17 protein-coding genes are annotated in these 20682 nt (G+C 38.1%); 10 read left to right on the top strand and 7 right to left on the bottom strand.

Annotated elements, in window-relative coordinates; genetic code table 11:
• Window positions 1-21 precede the first annotated feature (21 nt).
• From lepA to acpS, 7 genes are all read left to right on the top strand, one after another.
• Window positions 22-1818 (top strand): translation elongation factor 4, encoded by a 1797-nt coding sequence (lepA, locus tag SB028_RS13735; protein WP_069367820.1) that lies wholly within the window; start codon window positions 22-24, stop codon window positions 1816-1818.
• 14 nt (window positions 1819-1832) lie between these two features.
• On the top strand, window positions 1833-2789 hold the full coding sequence (lepB, locus tag SB028_RS13730) for a signal peptidase I (protein WP_069367821.1): 957 nt from the start codon (window positions 1833-1835) through the stop codon (window positions 2787-2789).
• 195 nt (window positions 2790-2984) lie between these two features.
• A complete protein-coding gene (rnc, locus tag SB028_RS13725; protein WP_069367822.1) occupies window positions 2985-3665 on the top strand; it encodes a ribonuclease III in 681 nt (226 codons plus the stop codon).
• Window positions 3662-4570 carry a GTPase Era gene (gene era, locus SB028_RS13720; RefSeq protein WP_069367823.1) on the top strand — a complete coding sequence of 303 codons (909 nt, stop codon included), beginning with the start codon at window positions 3662-3664 and terminating at the stop codon, window positions 4568-4570. The genes rnc and era overlap by 4 nt, the downstream gene beginning before the upstream one ends.
• Window positions 4571-4579: 9 nt before the next feature.
• Window positions 4580-5320, top strand: coding sequence for a DNA repair protein RecO (recO, locus tag SB028_RS13715; RefSeq protein WP_069367824.1), 741 nt, complete (start codon window positions 4580-4582; stop codon window positions 5318-5320).
• 69 nt (window positions 5321-5389) lie between these two features.
• On the top strand, window positions 5390-6121 hold the full coding sequence (gene pdxJ / locus SB028_RS13710) for a pyridoxine 5'-phosphate synthase (protein WP_069367825.1): 732 nt from the start codon (window positions 5390-5392) through the stop codon (window positions 6119-6121).
• The gene (acpS, locus tag SB028_RS13705; RefSeq protein ID WP_069367826.1) at window positions 6121-6501 is read left to right on the top strand and encodes a holo-ACP synthase; all 381 of its coding nucleotides are present in this window, start codon (window positions 6121-6123) and stop codon (window positions 6499-6501) included. The genes pdxJ and acpS overlap by 1 nt, the downstream gene beginning before the upstream one ends.
• 40 nt (window positions 6502-6541) lie before the next feature.
• Here acpS and SB028_RS13700 read toward each other — a convergent pair whose 3' ends face one another.
• Entirely contained in the window at window positions 6542-6802 is a 261-nt protein-coding gene (locus tag SB028_RS13700; protein ID WP_069367827.1) for a YfhL family 4Fe-4S dicluster ferredoxin, read from the bottom strand.
• 356 nt (window positions 6803-7158) lie between these two features.
• Here SB028_RS13700 and SB028_RS13695 point away from each other — a divergent pair, with 356 nt between their 5' ends.
• Together SB028_RS13695 and tadA are read left to right on the top strand one after the other, a co-directional pair.
• A complete protein-coding gene (locus SB028_RS13695) occupies window positions 7159-7794 on the top strand; it encodes a LysE family translocator (protein WP_023581605.1) in 636 nt (211 codons plus the stop codon).
• Window positions 7795-7947: 153 nt separating this feature from the next.
• Complete coding sequence (gene tadA / locus SB028_RS13690; RefSeq protein WP_069367829.1) at window positions 7948-8478, top strand: tRNA adenosine(34) deaminase TadA; 531 nt, start codon at window positions 7948-7950, stop codon at window positions 8476-8478.
• Between the two features lie 7 nt (window positions 8479-8485).
• Here tadA and SB028_RS13685 read toward each other — a convergent pair whose 3' ends face one another.
• The 6 genes from SB028_RS13685 to mltF all read right to left on the bottom strand — a co-directional run bounded on the left by SB028_RS13685 (window position 8486) and on the right by mltF (window position 16414).
• Window positions 8486-9034 carry a fimbrial protein gene (locus tag SB028_RS13685; RefSeq protein WP_069367830.1) on the bottom strand — a complete coding sequence of 183 codons (549 nt, stop codon included), beginning with the start codon at window positions 9032-9034 and terminating at the stop codon, window positions 8486-8488.
• Complete coding sequence (locus SB028_RS13680; protein WP_069367831.1) at window positions 9034-10107, bottom strand: fimbrial protein; 1074 nt, start codon at window positions 10105-10107, stop codon at window positions 9034-9036. Before SB028_RS13680 ends, SB028_RS13685 begins: the two co-directional genes overlap by 1 nt.
• A gap of 25 nt (window positions 10108-10132) precedes the next feature.
• A complete protein-coding gene (locus SB028_RS13675; protein WP_069367832.1) occupies window positions 10133-10897 on the bottom strand; it encodes a molecular chaperone in 765 nt (254 codons plus the stop codon).
• A gap of 30 nt (window positions 10898-10927) precedes the next feature.
• Window positions 10928-13414: a fimbria/pilus outer membrane usher protein gene (locus SB028_RS13670; protein ID WP_069367833.1), complete on the bottom strand. Its 2487-nt coding sequence runs from the start codon at window positions 13412-13414 to the stop codon at window positions 10928-10930.
• A 170-nt stretch (window positions 13415-13584) separates the two neighbouring features.
• On the bottom strand, window positions 13585-14133 hold the full coding sequence (locus SB028_RS13665) for a fimbrial protein (protein ID WP_069367834.1): 549 nt from the start codon (window positions 14131-14133) through the stop codon (window positions 13585-13587).
• Window positions 14134-14941: 808 nt separating this feature from the next.
• A complete protein-coding gene (mltF, locus tag SB028_RS13660; RefSeq protein WP_069367835.1) occupies window positions 14942-16414 on the bottom strand; it encodes a membrane-bound lytic murein transglycosylase MltF in 1473 nt (490 codons plus the stop codon).
• 264 nt (window positions 16415-16678) lie between these two features.
• On the opposite strand from mltF, the gene purL reads away from it, so the two are divergent.
• Window positions 16679-20569 carry a phosphoribosylformylglycinamidine synthase gene (gene purL / locus SB028_RS13655; RefSeq protein ID WP_248620722.1) on the top strand — a complete coding sequence of 1297 codons (3891 nt, stop codon included), beginning with the start codon at window positions 16679-16681 and terminating at the stop codon, window positions 20567-20569.
• Window positions 20570-20682: the final 113 nt, after the last annotated feature.

Below are 20682 nucleotides of genomic sequence, written 5' to 3'. Positions count from 1 at the left end.
ATAGAGAAAAATAATTTCAGAATGAAAAACATACGTAACTTTTCCATTATCGCACATATTGACCACGGTAAATCGACGTTATCAGATCGAATTATTCAAATTTGTGGTGGCTTATCAGATCGTGAAATGGCTGCGCAGGTTCTTGATTCTATGGATCTTGAGCGTGAACGTGGTATTACAATCAAAGCGCAAAGCGTAACCTTGAATTACACCGCTGATGACGGTGAAGTTTATCAGCTTAACTTTATCGATACCCCAGGACACGTTGACTTCTCTTATGAAGTATCTCGTTCACTTGCTGCGTGTGAAGGCGCCTTATTGGTCGTAGATGCAGGGCAAGGGGTTGAAGCGCAAACATTAGCAAATTGCTATACCGCGATGGATATGGATCTCACCGTCGTTCCCGTTTTAAATAAAATAGATTTACCCGCAGCAGAGCCTGAGCGTGTTGCAGAAGAGATTGAAGATATTGTGGGGATCGATGCCACAGATGCAGTACGTTGCTCTGCAAAAACAGGTATTGGTGTTAAAGAAGTTATCGAACGTCTTGTTAAAGAAATTCCAGCACCTGAAGGTGATGCAGACGCACCATTACAAGCACTGATTATTGACTCTTGGTTTGATAACTACCTTGGTGTAGTTTCTCTGATCCGTGTTAAAAACGGTAAAGTCAGTAAAGGCGATAAAATCAAGGTAATGAGTACGGGGCAGATTTATAACATTGACCGTATTGGTATTTTTACACCAAAACAAATTGACACAGCATCATTAAATTGTGGTGAAGTGGGTTGGGTTGTTTGTGGTATTAAAGATATTTTAGGTGCGCCGGTAGGGGATACCTTAACAGCAGCACAAAAACCAGCTGATAAGCCATTACCAGGCTTTAAAAAAGTTAAACCACAGGTTTATGCAGGTTTATTCCCAATAAGTTCTGACGACTATGAATCATTCCGCGATGCATTAGGTAAATTGAGCTTAAACGATGCTTCATTATTCTATGAACCAGAAAGCTCATCTGCATTAGGTTTCGGTTTCCGTTGTGGTTTCTTGGGTCTTCTTCATATGGAGATTATTCAAGAGCGTTTAGAACGTGAATATGACCTCGACCTGATTACAACGGCGCCAACCGTCGTTTATGAAGTTGAAATGACGAATGGTGATATTATATTAGTGGATAGCCCGTCTAAATTACCACCATTGAATAATATTGAAGAAATCAGAGAACCTATTGCTGAATGTCATATGTTATTACCGCAAGAATACTTAGGTAATGTCATTACTTTATGTATCGAAAAACGCGGGGTTCAAACCAATATGGTCTATCATGGTAATCAGGTTTCATTAACTTATGAAATCCCGATGGCTGAAGTGGTATTAGATTTCTTTGACCGCTTAAAATCAACATCACGCGGTTATGCTTCTTTAGACTATAACTTTATTCGTTTCCAAGGCTCTAACATGGTACGTGTAGATGTCTTGATTAATGGTGATCGCGTTGATGCTTTAGCATTGATTACACATAACGATAATGCACCTTATCGTGGTCGTGAACTGGTGGAAAAAATGAAAGAATTTATTCCACGACAACAGTTTGATATCGCTATCCAAGCGGCAATTGGTAACCATATTATTGCTCGTTCAACTGTCAAACAGTTACGTAAAAACGTATTAGCCAAATGTTATGGTGGTGACGTTAGCCGTAAGAAGAAACTGTTACAGAAACAGAAAGATGGTAAAAAACGTATGAAGCAAATTGGTAACGTAGAGCTACCACAAGAAGCGTTTTTAGCCATTCTTCATGTTGGTAAAGATAAATAATTTAAGGAGAGAACATGGCTACCACGTTTGCCTTGATCCTAACGCTGGCAACGCTAATAACGGGAATTTTTTGGGGATTTGAGCACTTTAAGCTTAAGCCCGCTCGAAAAGCAAAACTAAAGCGTCTTCAAGAGATGACGCAAGGAACCGAGGATCAGCAGGAGTTAGCAAAATCAATTAATAAACCAAGCTGGGCAGAGACATTAGGCTCTTTATTCCCAGTTTTGATTATTGTTTTGATTTTGCGTTCATTTGTGTATGAGCCGTTTCAAATACCTTCTCGCTCCATGATGCCAACTTTGTTGGTTGGCGATTTTATCTTGGTTGAAAAGTTTGCCTATGGATTAAAAGATCCAATTACACAAACGACGTTAATTAATACAGGGAAGCCCAAACGAGGCGATATCGCCGTATTTAAGTACCCTCGTGATCCTTCTACTGACTTTATTAAACGCGTTATTGGATTACCAGGCGATAAAATTGTTTATGATATGATGTCGAAAAAACTTCATATCTATCCAAATTGTGATAAAACTATTTGTAATGAAGAAATATCAGTAACTTATGGTACTGCTTACCCAAGTGAATGGACGCTATTATTACAGAATGTACCGGGTGGTATGAAATCTATTCCAATTGAGGAGCCTATTTCAACGGCAACTCAATTACGTGAAGAAGAAAGGGTAGAAACTATTGATAAAGTCTCTCACCGTATTATGACAATACCTGGTGATATGACGATGCCAGAGTTTATCCAACCCGGATTACCTGTTGGTACGTGGATTGTCCCTGAAGGTCATTACTTTATGATGGGTGATAATCGAGATGGTAGTTCAGATAGTCGCTTCTGGGGCTTTGTTCCAGAGAAAAACTTAGTAGGTAAAGCGACAACAATCTGGATGAGCTTTGAAAAAGTAGAGAATGAATGGCCAACAGGCGTTCGTTTTAGCCGTATCGGTGGCATTAAGTAATTATTAACAAAATAGCGACAGCATTCCTTCTTATCTAAGTGTAGAATATGTCGCTTCTTTAAATCTGATTGGCTCCTGTTATTAGCAGGAGCCAGTGCAAACGCAACAGTTCTGTTATCCAACCCGATAATCTCTCGTTGTTTCAAACAGATTTGTTGCGTGTGCTTCAAATTAAGTTATGGAAATTGATCGCACATGAATACTTTATTAGTAAACCAGTTACAAAAGAAGCTGGGTTATACTTTTACGCAAAATGAATTATTACTACAGGCTTTAACGCATCGAAGTGCTAGCAGTAAGCATAATGAACGTTTAGAATTTTTAGGTGATTCAATTCTAAGCTATGTGATTGCTAACGCACTTTATCATCGCTTTCCTCGTGTTGATGAAGGTGATATGAGCCGAATGAGAGCAACGCTTGTTCGTGGAAATACACTCGCTGAATTAGCGCGTGAATTTGAACTAGGCGAATGCCTACGTTTAGGTCCAGGGGAATTAAAAAGTGGCGGTTTTCGTCGTGAATCAATTTTAGCGGATACGGTGGAAGCTTTAATTGGTGCAATTTTCCTTGATAGTGATATTCAAAATATCGAAAAAATTATTTTAAACTGGTATGAGAATCGTTTGGCTGAAATCAGCCCAGGCGATAAGCAAAAAGATCCTAAAACTCGTTTGCAAGAGTATTTGCAAGGTCGTCATTTACCATTACCTTCTTATATTGTTGTGCAGGTTCGTGGCGAAGCCCATGATCAAGAGTTTACGATCCATTGTCAGATAAGCGGTATCGAACAACCTGTCAAAGGGATGGGGACAAGCCGTCGTAAAGCTGAACAGGCCGCTGCTGAACAGGCATTAATACAACTGGAGCTTGAATGAGCGAAGAACAAACCTATTGCGGATTTATTGCGATAGTCGGTCGCCCAAATGTGGGAAAATCAACACTACTGAACCAATTACTGGGGCAGAAAGTTTCTATTACATCACGTAAACCGCAAACTACGCGTCACCGTATCATGGGGATTGATACTGATGGTGCTTACCAAGCGATTTATGTGGATACACCAGGCTTGCATATTGAAGAAAAGCGAGCGATTAACAGACTAATGAACCGCGCAGCAAGCAGTTCAATTGGTGATGTTGAATTAGTTATTTTCGTTGTTGAGGGCACTAACTGGACGCCAGATGACGAAATGGTGTTAAATAAATTAAAATCATTGCGTTGTCCTGTTTTATTAGCCATTAATAAAGTGGATAACGTGACTGATAAAACCAAGTTACTTCCACATATTGGCTTTTTAAGTCAACAAATGGATTTTCTTGATGTCGTACCAATCAGTGCTGAAAAAAACATGAATATCGATACGATAGCGAAAATCGTACGTAAATGTTTACCAGAAGCGACTCATCACTTTCCAGAAGATTATATTACTGATCGCTCTCAGCGTTTTATGGCATCAGAAATTATTCGTGAGAAATTGATGCGCTTTTTAGGTGAGGAATTACCTTATTCTGTCACTGTTGAAATTGAACAATTCGTTACCAATGAGCGTGGGGGTTATGATATCCACGGATTAATTCTGGTTGAGCGAGAAGGCCAGAAAAAAATGGTTATTGGTAATAAAGGTGCGAAAATCAAGAAAATTGGTACTGAAGCCCGTATGGATATGGAAGACTTATTTGAAAACAAAGTTCACTTAGAACTTTGGGTAAAAGTCAAAGCTGGCTGGGCTGATGATGAACGCGCTTTACGTAGCCTTGGCTATGTGGACGATTTAAAGTAGGTAACTGAAGTGGATGGCTGGCAACGTGCATTTGTTATCCATGCTCGACCTTACAGTGAAACGAGTTTATTACTCGATTTTTTCACTGAAAATGAAGGGCGAGTACGCATATTGTCAAAAGGTGCACGAGGCCGTCGCTCACCCTTAAAAGGCGCACTTCAACCTTTTACTCCTTTGCTCATTCGTTGGAGTGGGCGAGGAGAAATCAAAACCCTTCGTGATGCTGAACCTATCTCTTTAGCATTACCATTGACAGGCTCTGTACTATACAGTGGTTTGTATCTTAATGAGTTATTGTCTCGTGTTTTAGAAAGTGGTACATCTTATAGTGTGCTTTTCTTTGAATATCTCTCTTGTTTGCAAATTCTTGCCGCTAGCGATACGACACCTGAAGCCGCACTAAGACGCTTTGAACTCGCGTTATTAACACAACTTGGCTATGGCTTAGATTTTCTGCATTGTGCTGGAAGTGGAGAACCTGTTTCAGATTCGATGACCTACCGTTATCGAGAAGAAAAAGGTTTTATTGCGAGTTTAGTGGTTGATCATAATAGTTTTACTGGATTTGAATTAAAATCTTTAGCCAGTCGCGAATTTCCTACTGTTGAAACATTAAAAGCGGCAAAACGGTTTACTCGAATGGCATTGAAGCCCTATTTAGGCGGAAAACCATTAAAAAGTAGAGAACTATTTAGACAATTCGCCATTAAAAAATCCCCTAAGAAAAGAGCATTGATGGTAGAACAGTAATATTGTCTTTTTCTTCTCTATGGAATGTGTAAACTAAGGTAATGCAACGTTATTTTTCAGGAGAAGAGCATGTCTGATATTCTACTTGGCGTTAATATTGACCATATCGCCACCCTTCGTAATGCCCGAGGCACAACTTATCCCGATCCTGTTCAAGCGGCTTTTATTGCAGAACAAGCTGGTGCTGATGGTATTACTATCCATTTACGTGAAGATAGACGTCATATCACTGATCGTGACTTAATGTTGATAAGCCAAACAGTTCAGACAAGATTAAATCTAGAAATGGCCGTCACTGAAGAGATGATCGAGATAGCGTGTCAAACTCAGCCTGATTTTTGCTGTTTAGTACCTGAAAAACGCCAAGAAGTGACAACAGAAGGTGGGTTAGACGTTGTTGGCAATGAAGAGAAAATTGCTGATGCAATTAAGCGTTTATCGTTAGCGGGTATCAAAGTTTCTTTGTTTATTGACCCTGACCATGAACAAATTAACGCAGCTGACCGTGTTGGTGCACCTTTTATTGAGATCCACACTGGCGCTTATGCTGATGCTGAAGATGAGATGGCTCAAGAAAAAGAGTTTGTACGTATTCGTGATGCAGTGACTTATGCCGCATCCAAAGGCTTAAAAGTGAATGCGGGCCATGGTTTGCATTACCATAACGTGCAACGTATTGCCGCATTGCCTGAACTTTATGAACTGAATATTGGCCATGCAATTATTGCTAGAGCCGTATTTAGTGGATTGGCACCCGCGATTGAAGAAATGAAACGCTTAATGCGAGAAGCGCGTCGCTAATGGCTATTGTTGGCTTAGGTATGGATATTGTTGAGATATCACGTATCGAAGATATTATAGGGCGTTCTGGTGAACGCCTTGCTCGTCGTATTCTTACTGATACAGAATGGGAAATCTATCAATCTCATAAACAGCCAATACGCTTTTTAGCTAAGCGATTTGCTGTAAAAGAGGCTGCGGCAAAAGCATTAGGTACAGGCATTCGTTTAGGATTGGCTTTTAATCATTTTGAAGTACGTAATGATGAGTTAGGCAAACCCACACTGCACTTTTTAGCGGTTGCAAAAGAGATGGCAGAGAAAGCGGGGATAAATTCCATTCACGTAACACTTGCTGATGAACAGCGTTATGCTTGTGCGACAGTTATTTTAGAAAAATAGCTCTCTTAAATTTATCACCCACAAAATCATCGATTAAGGTTTAGATCTTATCTGCATGGTGGATCAACACAAATTTTTCCCATAATTCATCTTGAGATTCAGTATGAGTAGGATCAGTGATGATCGTATTCGTAATCGGACAAACCGATTGGCAAGTTGGTTTATCGTAATGTCCTACACATTCAGTGCAAAGATCAGGATTAATTTCATAAATTTCATCCCCCATTGAAATGGCATCATTTGGGCATTCTGGTTCACACATATCGCAATTGATGCATTTCTTCGTAATTAATAAAGCCATATCAGTCACTTAATATATAAATTATTAAATTTCAGTAACTTATATCTTGCACTTATATGTTACCATCTATCAGTTTTGTGTCGCTATATCCGATAAAGTAGTGTTTTATCATTCAAATAGGAATATTGTCCCAATCTTTTTGCTTAATAGGCACTAAGTAAGGGGATGTAAGATTACCATTTATGGTGACTGACCTAAAGTAGCATCGTTCAAATGATTAATTAGAATGTATAAATAAAAAAACAAAAATAAATAACAAGAAAATAGTAACAAAAAATAGTATTTTTTGTGGTATTCAGCACACCTAATACCCTGTTATTGATGTTAAATAACGAAATAATATAAAGGGGTATACTATGCCAACACTGTTTAATATGTGGACGTTTGCACTTTTATCCTTAGGTTTAGTGCTAACACCTGGCCCTAATATGATTTACCTGATCTCACGCTCAATCTCTCAAGGGAAAAAAGCTGGATTTATTTCACTAATTGGTGTGGCTGTTGGCTATATTTTTTATATGTTACTTGCAGCGTTTGGTATTACAGCGATTTTTATGGCAGTGCCTTATGCTTACGATACATTAAAAATTTGTGGGGCTATTTATCTTTTTTATATTGCTTGGCAATCTATTAAGCCCGGTGGGCGTTCTATCTTTCATCCCAAAAAATTACTTTCAGGTAATACGACAAAACTCTTTGTTATGGGGTTTATCACTAACCTGCTCAATCCTAAAATCGCATTAATGTACTTATCATTGTTACCTCAATTTATTAGTATTCAGAATGGCAGCGTTTTAAATCAATCATTAGTGTTGGGTAGCATTCAAATTATTATTAGCATAGCAGTAAATGCATTGATTGTTATTGCCGCAGGCTCTATTGCTGGGTTCTTTATGCAAAGACCGCGTTGGGCACTCGTTCAACGCTGGTTTATGGCAACAATTTTAGGGGCTTTAGCTATTAAATTAGCCACAGAAGCGCGCGTAAATTAACGGTTTATCAGGTGCGCTGTAAAATACCATCCTTCAGCGCGGAGAGGATGCCAACTTACTGTCTTTGTCATAAACAATTCAAGGCAATCTCTTTAGTTATCAATAGAAAACAGGGTACAATATCCCGCTATATGATAATGAAGAGATATCCTTGTGAATAAAGTTAAAGATGATATTTATTGGATGCATAAAGCGATTGAGCAAGCGCAAAAAGCACAAGAAATTGGTGAAATACCGGTTGGCGCAGTATTAGTCGTTGATAATAAAATCATTGCTAAAGGATGGAATCATTCAATCATTGATAATGATCCCACTGCACATGCAGAGATTATGGCATTACGTAAAGGGGGAAAGCATTTACAAAATTATCGTCTACTCGATGCGACGCTTTATATTACGCTAGAACCTTGTGTGATGTGTGCTGGAGCGATTGTGCATAGTCGGGTAAAACGCGTGGTTTATGGTGCCTCAGATTTAAAAACAGGTGCGGCAGGTTCATTTATTGATATTTTACAACATCCTGGAATGAACCATAAAGTAGAAATAACATCCGGTGTATTAGGTGAAGAGTGTTCACAGCTTTTAAGCCAATTCTTTAAAATGAGAAGGGCTGAAAAGAAACAACTTAAAAAACAAAAAGACAATCTAGTTATTATTAATACTGAACCAACAATAAAAGAATAATCTCTATTTACTGATAATTCAGGGTATATGTTGCTTGTGCTTGAAAAGGACCTGTTAGCAATGTTTGATTTTTCAACGCAGAGGGTGATGCTTCAACATACGTCATAAAATTAAATTGAATGCGTTTATTATTAAGAAGTTGAGTTGTACTCGGCTTTTTTAATTGAATAATATTGCGTTGAAGATCGGTAAATACAATCCCTATACTTTTAGGATCTTCAGATCCTGTACCAACAACAGCAAGGTGATTTGGCATTGTAGGATGCTCCTTCCCATCTAACGTAATTGTGACGCTTTTATAAATATCCTGACTGCAGTTTTCTAAACTAATGCTAAAAGCAACAGGCTTACTTTTTTGAAAAGTATAGAGGTCTTTTGCTGATATCTGTTTAAAATCAACAACTTTATTTTCATCACCAGCAACAATAGTGCAACCATGTGCAACCACTACACCTTTAAATTCCATATCGCCACCAATAAGTTCGGTTGCAGCAAATGTTGTCGGTGAAAGCAATAATAAAAGATAAATCGCAGATTTTATTATTGGATTTTTCATTACATAAACTCCGCAACTAATGTGGCATGTGCTGAAAACTCACCTTCAGGAATTTTACTTCCTGTTTTTGCTATGGGGGCGGCACTGACTTCCCAGTTTCCTGTAAAATTATTCAGCTTACCAACAGAAAAATATTTATTTGGTGGCACAATTGTCCCCGATTTATCTCTTAAAACAATGCCTAAATTTGTTCTATCAACAGAGCCTGTTGTTCCAAGATAGTCAGCGTTAAAACTTGCAACACCCGAGCTTCCCGTTTGGATTTTAAACATTATTTTGCTATTAGGATTAGTAAAACTGCCGCCTTCACATCTAATTTGGATATTGCGTGTAATTTTATAATTTTGGCCATTTAAATAATCAGAAGTATTACCCACATTGCCAAAATCAAAGGTAATTGGGGCGCCGTTATTAAAGATACATTTATCTTCGGTTGTGATGATCCCTGATGTAATAATCAGTTTGGATATAGGCTCATTACCATATCCTGTCGGTCTGCTTCTATAGCTTACCATGGCATACATTTGTGCAAGAGATTGGCCATTTAAGCTTACTCCGTTAATAATGGGTTTTCTTAAGCGGAAAGTGAGTTCTCCACTGCTACCGGATGAAATATGAGGTTTTGGAGATTCAGGTCTTGTACAACCTTGTAGATTATTTCTTTTGTTTTCTTTATTTTCAAAAGGGACGGTAGGGAGAGGATCAGGTCCCCAAATTTCAAATTTAATACGAACATCTACATATTCATTTAATTGATAAAAATTATTACCAACAGGAAGTAAGTCTGTGGTCGCTTTAAAGTAAGTTAATGCTCTTTTATCAATATTTGTGCTAGGGCAATGTACTGTACCATCATAGCGATCTGGCAAGGAAAATTTAACAGTCGTTGTTTCACCTGCGCGATTATTAGGGAACGTTGTATTATCTAATGCGGCATAAAAAATATTAGGTCCGCCATTCGTTCTCACTTCACCCTGTAGATAAGCCATAGTAGAAATTGGCATTAATGAGAAAATGCCGGTACAAAATAGCATTACAGATTTGGAATGAATGTTTTTTTTATTGAATTGCATTTTATTCCTACCGGCATCAAGTTAATTAATATTTGGGTTGTTGTTCTTTTGGGGCTGCTTTACAGCTATTTTGTTGGCAAACAAATTTTAATTCTGGATGCCCACCGTAATCATTCACATACATCATGTAAAACTGATTGACGTTACTGGTTTTCACAGGAATTTCCAGTGATGATTTAGGCGCAACCATTAAACCTGGGAAAGTGGTTAACTTATCGCTATCTTCACCATTCAATTTATTAGAAAGCCCAATAATAGTGATGTAGTAAGGTGTCGGATTTTCGGCAATAAATTGATTACCTTGTTTTTTAAACACTAATTGGTCTTGCCAAATCATGCCTGGCTTTTCAGGAATAATCGCAGTTGGGCGGTAGAATAATTTAATGCGAGACTGCATTGCCATTTGCAACACGTTAGCTTGTTTGGGGGCGGGTGGAATTTCACGCACGTTTAAATAAAACAACGATTCTCTATCTTGTGGTAAAAGCCCAATTTCTGCTGTTTTGGTAATTCTGACAACCCCTTTTTGGTCACCATCAAGACGCTGTAAAGGTGGCAACGCAACTAAAGGAGAAGCAATTTTTTGTCCGTGTTCATTTTCAACCCATGATTGCGCTAAAAAAGGGATATCAGGGCTAGTATTTTTTAAATTTACGCTAGCTGAGTTTTCGTTACCCATGAGTACAATGCGTGTTCTATCTAATGACACGCCTGCTTGAGTTGTACTCACTATGCTGAGTGCAATTAAAGAGCCACAAAAAAGCGTTTTGATTGTGTTGAATGATTTCATACAATTATCTCTAGTAATTCATTTTGTTCATTAAAATCCCTGACATAATAGCAATTCACGTTTGAGTGGATCGTTAATTGCTGCGGGAATTGTAATCGTGCACTGGGTTTTCCCCCCCCAGATCACGTTTAATGATTCATTAAGGTTAACACCGGCGATATAAACTAAGCCATCTTCCATCACCATTCCCATATTTTCACCGTTTTTATTGGTGATTTCGGCACCAAATGGCGGGTGTTTTTGATCGACAGTTTGCAAGATAGCCATTAGGCGCTCACCTTGGCGAACAGGGAATTTATAGTAGCCAATCGCGCCTTCAGTTAATGTTGCTGAAGTAATAGCTTTGTGTGTTTCAATATCTGAATCCATTTTATCAACATCAATACGAGCATCAACATTGTTATAACTCGTTAAGTCAGTTAATACTCCAATACCAAATAGGTTTGTCGTAGTGCTTTGATTATTAAATGGCACACCAGCAACACCCTCTGTATCAACCATCATGCGAGCAGTACTCGATGTCATGCTACTACTGTGTAATGCGGCACCTTGGCGTGTCGCCGTAAATCCACCTTTAATTGTTGCACCGAGTGCAACATAATTATCTTGTTGATAGCTTGCATTGGCATTAATTTCTGCATATTGCGAACGGTGTTGATAATAACCATCAGTATTCGCTTTATTATCTGAGCTTAAACCCGCACGGACACGCCATAGATTATTATAATTGCTATTATCGGAATAAGAGGCCATTTGGCTTATTTTTCCGTTACTGTCTTGCAAGCTATAACCTATGCTTTTGCCGCTTCCTAATGGAATTGAAAGATTGAAAGAAATACTGTCATCAGTATTTCCTTTATGCTGAGTACGAAATGCAGATAAGTTAGTATTAATCTGCTCTATACCCATAATAGAGAAATTGCGGCTTACCGAAACACCATATTGCTCTTGTGTATTTTTATCCCAATAGTTTTGGTGTCGGTAAGAGAGATAAAGTGTTGTCGACTTTTCAATATCATCTGCCCAAAAAGTTTTGTTACCTGTAATGGTATACATCTCTTTTTCATAACCGTTATTATTAATGTCGTTGTAACGTTCATCTATATATTGAGAGAAAGAGCGGAATGTTTTCTCTGAAAAACGGTAACCTGCAAATGTGATCGTACTATGATATTCATCGAATGTTTTAGCGTAGTTTAGTTTAAATGACATTCCGTTGATATTTTCATTACGATAGGTTTTGCTATAAGACTGAGTAATATCACCTGAAAGCGTACCTAAACGTCCCATATCGTGACCTAAACCTAATGACCACGCATTGTAATCTTTAGCCGTTAACAAAACACCACCGTACAGTGACCATGTGTTGTTCATACCCCATGAAAAATCACCTTGGTAAAAAATAGGGCCTTGCATTTTATGATTGTTGAGTGATGACTGACCCATTGATGTGTTATAACGCACTGAGCCTGGACGAGTCATATAAGGCAGATTAGCTGTTTGTACTTGAAATTCGTTGACTTTACCGTTTTGCTCTTCGACTCTGACATTGAGTTGACCTTGAACGGTATCTTGTAAATGTTTAATAACAAAAGGACCAGCAGGTACTGTAGTTTCATAAACTAAGCGACCATTTTGCGTTACAGTTACTTTAGCATTAGTGTTTGCAATACCATGAATTTCAGGTGCATATCCTTGCAAAGAAGGAGGCAACATTCTTTCATCACTTTGTATATTGGCACCAGTAAAACGAAAGCTATCAAAAACTTGAGAGTTTAAATAAGTTTCACCAAGTGTTAATTTTGCGGCTTGGTTAGGTAGTGGTTTATAGGCGTAAATCTGATTCCAATCAAAGCGATTATTTGATGAATATTCAGATGAATAGTTTCCTTGATATTCAGCACGTAATCGCCATTCACCTAAGTTAATCCCAGCTTGTCCATATCCTGTCAATGTGTTGTTATTATTACCTTTATTTGGGCGAGTCGATGTACCCGTTAAGGTATAGTCAACTAATAACCCAGATATACCCGGATCCCACAATTCAGGTGGTGTCCAATCCATATCTTCATATTTCATTAATGAACGAGGTATAACAATATCGAGAATACCACCATCATTTTTGATAGAGATACCGGGCAATTGACTAATATCGAAACAATCTGGTGAAATTTCTTCAATAAATTTCTGATTTTCTTCGTTAATAGTTAACTTTTTTAGAAGAGTAGGGTCAATACATGCGATGGAGTAATTGGGTTTTACTTCAATATAGTTAATATTTTGGCGAGGAAAATCACGACCATTTATACGGATATCTAAGTAGTACATACCCGGGATAATGTAATTAGAGGTGGCAAAACGAGATAAATCGACATTATCTCTGTCTTCGGCATCTAGCATATGAATATTAAATTCCACAGAATCATCTTGCTCTGCTTGAGCGAAAAACGCTAAGCACAATAGCAAAATGGCACAAATGTTTTTCCATATTGTGCTGTGAAAAAAAGAAATTAACATGAATAAACGCCTAATTATTAATTAAATAAAAAGTAATTAAATAATGAATATTTATTTAATTAGTTTTTATTTTATTCTTATTAAATTGAAGTGTTTTATCAAATTTAACGCAGAGGATATCCTCTGCGTTAATGCAGTAATTTATTATTTAATAAATTTAAATAAAATGATTACTGATAATCAACTTGGAAGTTGATAACGGCTTGGAATTCACCTGGAGTTACAGTAGCATCTGCTGATTCAGCTTGAACGTATGCAACGAATGGGATCTTAGAAACACCATTGATTAATTGCACAGGTGTTGTTGCTGTGTTCCATTTTACAGCTTTGCTGCCAGCATCCATTAAGCCGATACCTGCGCCAGACGCTGAGCCAGATACGAAAGATGCTAGGTCTGTGTTTGTTGCATTAACAACACTTGGTGTATAGCTAACAGTCGCTGTTTTTGCTACGGTAGTATCACAGTCTTGTAATTCGATATCTTTTTTAACGTTACCTGCTTTCTGCATATTTGCTAATGCAGAAGTTGGGATTTCACTGAAATCAACAATAACAGGGCTTGAAGAAGCTGCTAATCCACAAGCTGAATTAACAATTTCACCTTTTAATTGAATTTCGCCTTTAGTTGCGCCAACTTTTGGTGCAGGAGTTTCAGCAGTTGCAACAGAATTAATACCAAATACTAAAGCAGCAGCTAAAGCAATTTTACTCAGTTTCATTATAGATAATCCCTTGAAGATCGTGCGTATTATTATTTATAGAAAAATAATATTAATGTCGGAATATAAAAATTGATTTGCATTATATTTCGAATTATTTCGAATAATGACTGGTTTATATGATATCAATAAAGGCGTTCTATTTGATATAACGTTTTGTTGGTTTCCTCAAATTTCATATTTAATCTTGCCTATTCCATATTAGTAGAGTTTTATATAAGTTTATTCTTTTTATTACTCAGTTTATGGGTGAAAAAGTTTATCAGGCAGATAAATTTAATAGACAATACAATTAACATTATTTTAACTTTACAGAAAGTAATGTTATTAACATTAGGTTAAGAAAATTAATACAATTAATTATAGATTATCATAATATATATAATTCAATAAGTTATATGTTAATAAAGGTATCATTAGGTTAATTCACAAAGAAAAAAAAGTTTCTCCAAAAATAATAATCATAAAATGAATAATAACTAGTGAGATAATTCCTACGTATTTAAGTTAATTTTTTCTAATATTTTACTTATTACGATAGTCTTAAAATGATTAGTTGGGGCGTTTTAAATACAGTTTACTCATCAGTTGAGTGTTTTGGCTAATGAATGTTACATTTTTTAACACGTAAGTTTTTTCTATTTTGGGTAAAAAATGGCATAAAAAAATGTAGTAATTTTTAAGATTAAGAAAATATTAATTTAGAGATTGTTTAATGGTTGAAGTGGTTTTTGAATAGTAGAAATGAAATAAATAAGCCTCTATAAAAGAGGCTGTGTTGCTTAATGGGCTGTTTTTATTATCAAAATTATTGATAAGCCATATCTTGAGTCAATGACAATGATGTTCTTTCTTGTTCACCCTCGTTATTATTCTCTTTATCTTTCGATAATATTTTATTTTTGCTCTCTTTAGCTTGAAGGTAACCGACAAGGCTAAGTTGATATCGTCGAATGTTTTCAACATAACGATAAGCCTCATGACCTCTCGCATAGCCATAAGGGAGATCTGCATAATATTTCTTTTGGCTAAGTAGAGGTAATCTTGATTTTACATCTAGCCAACTGTCAGGATCGGCATTTTGTTGCTCAGTAAGCCTTCTGGCATCAAGCATATGACCAAACCCCATATTGTATGCGGCTAATGCAAACCAAATTCTTTCATCTTCAGGGATAGAATCCGGTAAGCGCGAAAGGAGATGCTTAAGATATTGCGCTCCTCCTCGAACACTCTCTTCAGGATCCAGTCTGTCAGTAACACCCATACTTGATGCAGTAGGGCGAGTTAACATCATTAATCCTCTGACGCCTGTTGGTGATGTAGCATGAGGATCCCAATGTGATTCTTGCCATGCCATAGCGGCCAATAATCGCCAATCGAAAGTATCAGCATACTTTTCAAAAAGAGGCTGATAGTTTGGCAAAATAGAATCTATCGCCGTAATAAAAGAGATAGTATCGAAGTAATCAAATGAACCTACATGACCAAAATACTTTTCTTCAAGTCTTGCTAATACATCTTCTTGAGATAATTGATTAAAGTAATCGAGCATTGCTGCATATAAGCTATTATCTTCACCTTCTGGTAGATACCATGTTAATGGACGGCTTTCAGTGACTTCAAACCCTACGGCAACATTAGGATGAATGCGTTGTTGTACTGCAACACTAATTGAATCTGCTAACACATAGGTGATTTTGCCTTCTGATAATGCCTCTAGTAGTTGAGAGGTTGTCTGATTATCTGATTCTTCCCATTCAAGCTCAGGATATTGCGTCTCTTTTAATGTTCGCAATAAACTTGCATGAGCCGAGCCGGCTGTGACAACAAGACGCCCATCTAATGTATCAAAGCTACGTGGTCTTAATGTCCCTTTACGATAAATGAGCTGTTGAGAAACGGAAAAGTAAGCAGGACCACTGCGTGTCGTCTCTAATCTCTCTTTATTATAAAGTAATCCGGCGGCGATAAAGTCAGCTTTATTATTTTCCAGATCATCAAACATTTGGTTGATATTTGTCCGCATATTAACGACAAGTTTCACGCCTAGATAATCAGCAAAGCGTTTCACTAATTCATAATCGAAACCTACGGGGTCCTTTTTATCGTTCATCGTTATCAATGGTGAAGGTATCGTACTAATTCTTAACTCACCACGAGATAAAATCTTATTTATCTGCGCTTTTTGCCTATCTGGCCATGTAATATTCAACGCGATAATCGCCGCTGAAAAAAGCGCTATGATAACGATAACAAAATAGTTTATCCTTATATTATTCAATAGGTTGGCTCTCGTTAACGTTGTTTGTTGTTGTGTGTAAAATTGTCATTTTAACATGGATAAATTTCCAGTAATCGAGCATTTTGCTTAACATATTGGCAAGACGCAACTTGATTACACCAATTAATCATTAAAACACGCTAAGTTAAATGCCGTTATTTTGTTCACGCAAACGGTTTCGTCTGGGCGGTTATTCTATTATACTAGGCGCGTTTCCCCTGAATGATTGATCAGGCTAGCTGCTAAAAGAGAGAACTCAATACTATGGAAATCCTGCGTGGCTCCCCCGCTTTATCCGCGTTTCGTATTAATAAATTACTCACTCTATGTCAGGAAAATGATCTTCCTGTACAAAGTATATACGCGGAATTTGTCCATTTCGCGAAAGTGGAAGGGCAGTTATCTGAAGATGATCAAATTAAATTACGTCAACTCCTACATTATGGACCATCATTAACAGAACATGAGCCTGTTGGGGAAATGCGAGTCGTTACACCTCGTCCAGGAACCATTTCACCTTGGTCTTCTAAGGCGACAGATATTGCTCATAACTGTGGTCTAGCCAAGGTTGTCCGAATTGAACGAGGTATCGCCTATTTTATTGAGTGCGGTACGATGACCGCCACTCAGTGGCAACAGCTTTATGGTTTTATTCATGATCGAATGATGGAAACCATTTTTTTAAATTATCAAGATGTAAATGCACTTTTTGCTGAGCAAGCCCCAGCACCACTAAAAACGATTGATGTGCTTGCGAAAGGTAAAGACGCACTAATAAAAGCTAATATCGAAATGGGGTTAGCGTTAGCAGACGATGAAGTTGATTATTTAGTCGATGCGTTTAACCGCTTACAACGTAATCCAACCGATGTTGAGCTTTATATGTTTGCACAAGCTAACTCCGAACACTGCCGCCACAAAATATTTAATGCTGATTGGATCATTGATGGTAAAGCTCAAGATAAATCATTATTTAAAATGATTAAAAATACGTTTGAGCAAACGCCTGATTATGTCATGTCAGCTTATAAAGATAATGCCGCAGTAATGGAAGGCTCTGTGGCGGGGCGTTTTTATCCCGATTCAGAAAAAGGACATTATCACTATCATCAAGAACCTGTACATATCTTGATGAAAGTAGAAACGCATAATCACCCAACGGCTATTTCACCTTGGCCAGGAGCAGCAACGGGATCGGGCGGCGAAATTCGAGATGAAGGTGCAACTGGACGCGGTGCAAAACCTAAAGCGGGCCTAGTTGGATTTTCGGTTTCTAACTTACGTATTCCTGGATTTGAGCAACCTTGGGAAGAAAATTTTGGTAAACCAGAGCGTATTGTTAATGCATTAGACATCATGACTGAAGGCCCGTTAGGTGGTGCTGCATTTAATAATGAGTTCGGTCGTCCAGCATTACTCGGCTATTTCCGAACCTATGAAGAACGTGTTAATAGCCACAATGGTATTGAAATTCGCGGTTACCATAAACCCATTATGTTAGCTGGGGGGATCGGTAATATTCGTGAAGATCACGTACAAAAAGGTGAAATCACCGTTGGTGCCAAGTTGATTGTACTTGGTGGACCATCTATGAATATCGGCCTTGGCGGTGGGGCTGCTTCTTCTATGACATCGGGTCAATCAGATGCAGATTTAGATTTCGCTTCTGTTCAGCGTGATAATCCAGAAATGGAACGGCGTTGCCAAGAGGTTATCGATCGTTGTTGGCAATTAGGTGACGATAACCCGATTTTATTTATTCATGATGTTGGTGCTGGTGGTCTTTCTAATGCAATGCCTGAATTAGTTAATGATGGCGGTCGTGGTGGTCGTTTTGAATTGCGTGATGTTCTTAATGATGAACCAGGTATGAGCCCACTAGAGATCTGGTGTAATGAATCCCAAGAGCGTTATGTATTGGCGGTATCACCTGAAAAAATGCCTCTTTTTGATGCGTTATGTCAGCGAGAAAGAGCACCTTATGCAGTGATCGGTGAAGCAACACAAGAGCGTGAATTAGTGCTCAATGATACACACTTTGATAATAAGCCGATTGATATGCCATTAGACATATTATTAGGTAAAGCGCCTAAAATGTTGCGTGATGTAAAATCGCTTAAAACAGAAGGTGAGTATCTCTCTCGTAAAGATATCGATTTAAAAGATGCGGTTTATCGTGTTCTTCATTTACCCGCCGTTGCTGAAAAAACCTTCTTAATTACTATTGGTGATCGCACGGTAACGGGTATGGTTGCACGTGATCAAATGGTTGGTCCTTGGCAAATTCCTGTTGCTAACTGTGCTGTTACTACAGCAACATTAGATAGTTATTATGGTGAAGCGATGTCTATTGGTGAACGCGCACCTATCGCATTGTTAGATTTTGCTGCATCTGCACGTATGGCCGTCGGGGAAGCGCTAACAAATATGGCGGGTTGTGATGTAGAAGCGCTTAATCGCATTAAGCTTTCGGCTAACTGGATGTCTGCCGCAGGTCACCCTGGTGAAGATGCCGGTTTATATGACGCAGTGAAAGCCATTGGTGAAGAGCTATGCCCAGCGTTAGGCATTACTATTCCTGTGGGCAAAGATTCGATGTCAATGAAAACGCGTTGGCAAGATAAAGACGGTCAAACTAAAGAAGTAACATCCCCATTATCTTTAGTTATTACGGCATTCTCTCGTGTTGAAGATGTGCGTAAAACAGTGACACCTGAATTATCAACACAAGCAGGCAACCGCTTGTATTTGATTGATTTGGGAAATGGACATAATGCATTAGGTGCGACGGCACTCGCACAAGTTTATCGTCAGCTAGGTCAGAAAGCGGCAGATCTTCGTGATGTTGAGCAATTAAAACAGTTCTTCAATGTGATGCAGCAATTGGTCAGTGATGGCAAATTGTTGGCCTATCATGATCGCTCTGATGGTGGATTATTTGTCACTCTTGCCGAAATGGCATTTACAGGTCATTGTGGCTTAAGCGTTGATATTAGTGCTTTTGATGAAGATATTTTAGCGGGACTCTTTAATGAAGAGCTCGGTGGTGTGATCCAAATTCGTGGTGAACATCAAGAGGTTGTCGAAGCATTATTTGCTGAATATGGCTTAGCGGATTGTTTACATTATTTAGGCCAAGCAACAGAAAATGACGCCATTATTATCCAAAGTCGTGAAACCGAAGTTTATAATGAAAAACGCAGTACATTGCGTCTTTGGTGGGCAGAGACAACTTGGCAAATGCAGCGTCTACGTGATAATCCAGAGTGTGCGGATGAAGAACATCAAGCAAAACAAGATCTCAACGATCCAGGGTTAAATGTGAAGTTAACGTTTGATCCAAATGAAGATATTGCTGCACCTTATATTGCAACTGGAAGCCGTCCTCGTATTGCGGTATTAAGAGAACAAGGTGTTAATTCTCATGTTGAAATGGCGGCTGCTTTTGATAGGGCGGGTTTTGATGCTATCGACGTTCATATGAGTGATTTACATTCATCACGACGTTCACTCAGTGATTTTGATGTGCTGGTGGCTTGTGGTGGATTCTCTTACGGTGACGTATTAGGTGCGGGTGAAGGTTGGGCTAAGTCTATTTTATTTAATTCTCGTTTACGTGATGAGTTTGCTCAATTCTTTGAACGCCAAGATACTTTATCTCTTGGGGTCTGTAATGGTTGCCAAATGATGTCAACATTATCCGAACTTATTCCAGGTGCAGACTTGTGGCCTCGTTTTGTTCGCAATCGTTCTGAGCGTTTTGAAGCGCGCTTTAGTTTAGTGAAAGTGACAGAAAGCCCATCATTATTATTGCAAGGTATGGCGGGTTCACAAATGCCTATTGCTGTTTCTCATGGTGAAGGGTTTGCTGAATTCCGTAATACAGAGCAATTAGCACAACTAGAGGCTCAAAATTTAGTAGGATTACGTTTTGTGGATCATTATGGCAATCCAACAGAACAATATCCATTAAATCCTAATGGCTCTGTAAAAGGGATCACTGCGGTCACGACAAAAGATGGTCGTTCAACCATTATGATGCCTCACCCAGAACGTGTGTTTAGAACGGTCAGTAATTCTTGGCATCCAGATAACTGGGGGGAAGACAGCCCTTGGATGCGTTTATTCCGCAATGCAAGAAAACAATTTGATTAATCAAAGGTAATATTACCTTAGTAATAAACACATAAAGCCTCTACATTGTTAGAGGCTTTATTTTATTGATAATAAAGGAATTATTTTTCATTGTATAAAATAGGTGACACTCG

Source organism: Proteus vulgaris (genome assembly GCF_033708015.1).
Lineage (GTDB): Bacteria > Pseudomonadota > Gammaproteobacteria > Enterobacterales > Enterobacteriaceae > Proteus.
This window is presented reverse-complemented; position numbering and strand designations above follow the sequence as displayed.

Coding starts and splice junctions, on each gene's coding strand:
- lepA (WP_069367820.1), top strand. CDS start 22: ATGAAAAACATACGTAACTTTTCCATTATCGCACATATTGACCACGGT.
- lepB (WP_069367821.1), top strand. CDS start 1,833: ATGGCTACCACGTTTGCCTTGATCCTAACGCTGGCAACGCTAATAACG.
- rnc (WP_069367822.1), top strand. CDS start 2,985: ATGAATACTTTATTAGTAAACCAGTTACAAAAGAAGCTGGGTTATACT.
- era (WP_069367823.1), top strand. CDS start 3,662: ATGAGCGAAGAACAAACCTATTGCGGATTTATTGCGATAGTCGGTCGC.
- pdxJ (WP_069367825.1), top strand. CDS start 5,390: ATGTCTGATATTCTACTTGGCGTTAATATTGACCATATCGCCACCCTT.
- acpS (WP_069367826.1), top strand. CDS start 6,121: ATGGCTATTGTTGGCTTAGGTATGGATATTGTTGAGATATCACGTATC.
- SB028_RS13700 (WP_069367827.1), bottom strand. CDS start 6,802: ATGGCTTTATTAATTACGAAGAAATGCATCAATTGCGATATGTGTGAA.
- SB028_RS13695 (WP_023581605.1), top strand. CDS start 7,159: ATGCCAACACTGTTTAATATGTGGACGTTTGCACTTTTATCCTTAGGT.
- SB028_RS13685 (WP_069367830.1), bottom strand. CDS start 9,034: ATGAAAAATCCAATAATAAAATCTGCGATTTATCTTTTATTATTGCTT.
- SB028_RS13680 (WP_069367831.1), bottom strand. CDS start 10,107: ATGCAATTCAATAAAAAAAACATTCATTCCAAATCTGTAATGCTATTT.
- SB028_RS13675 (WP_069367832.1), bottom strand. CDS start 10,897: ATGAAATCATTCAACACAATCAAAACGCTTTTTTGTGGCTCTTTAATT.
- SB028_RS13670 (WP_069367833.1), bottom strand. CDS start 13,414: ATGTTAATTTCTTTTTTTCACAGCACAATATGGAAAAACATTTGTGCC.
- SB028_RS13665 (WP_069367834.1), bottom strand. CDS start 14,133: ATGAAACTGAGTAAAATTGCTTTAGCTGCTGCTTTAGTATTTGGTATT.
- purL (WP_248620722.1), top strand. CDS start 16,679: ATGGAAATCCTGCGTGGCTCCCCCGCTTTATCCGCGTTTCGTATTAAT.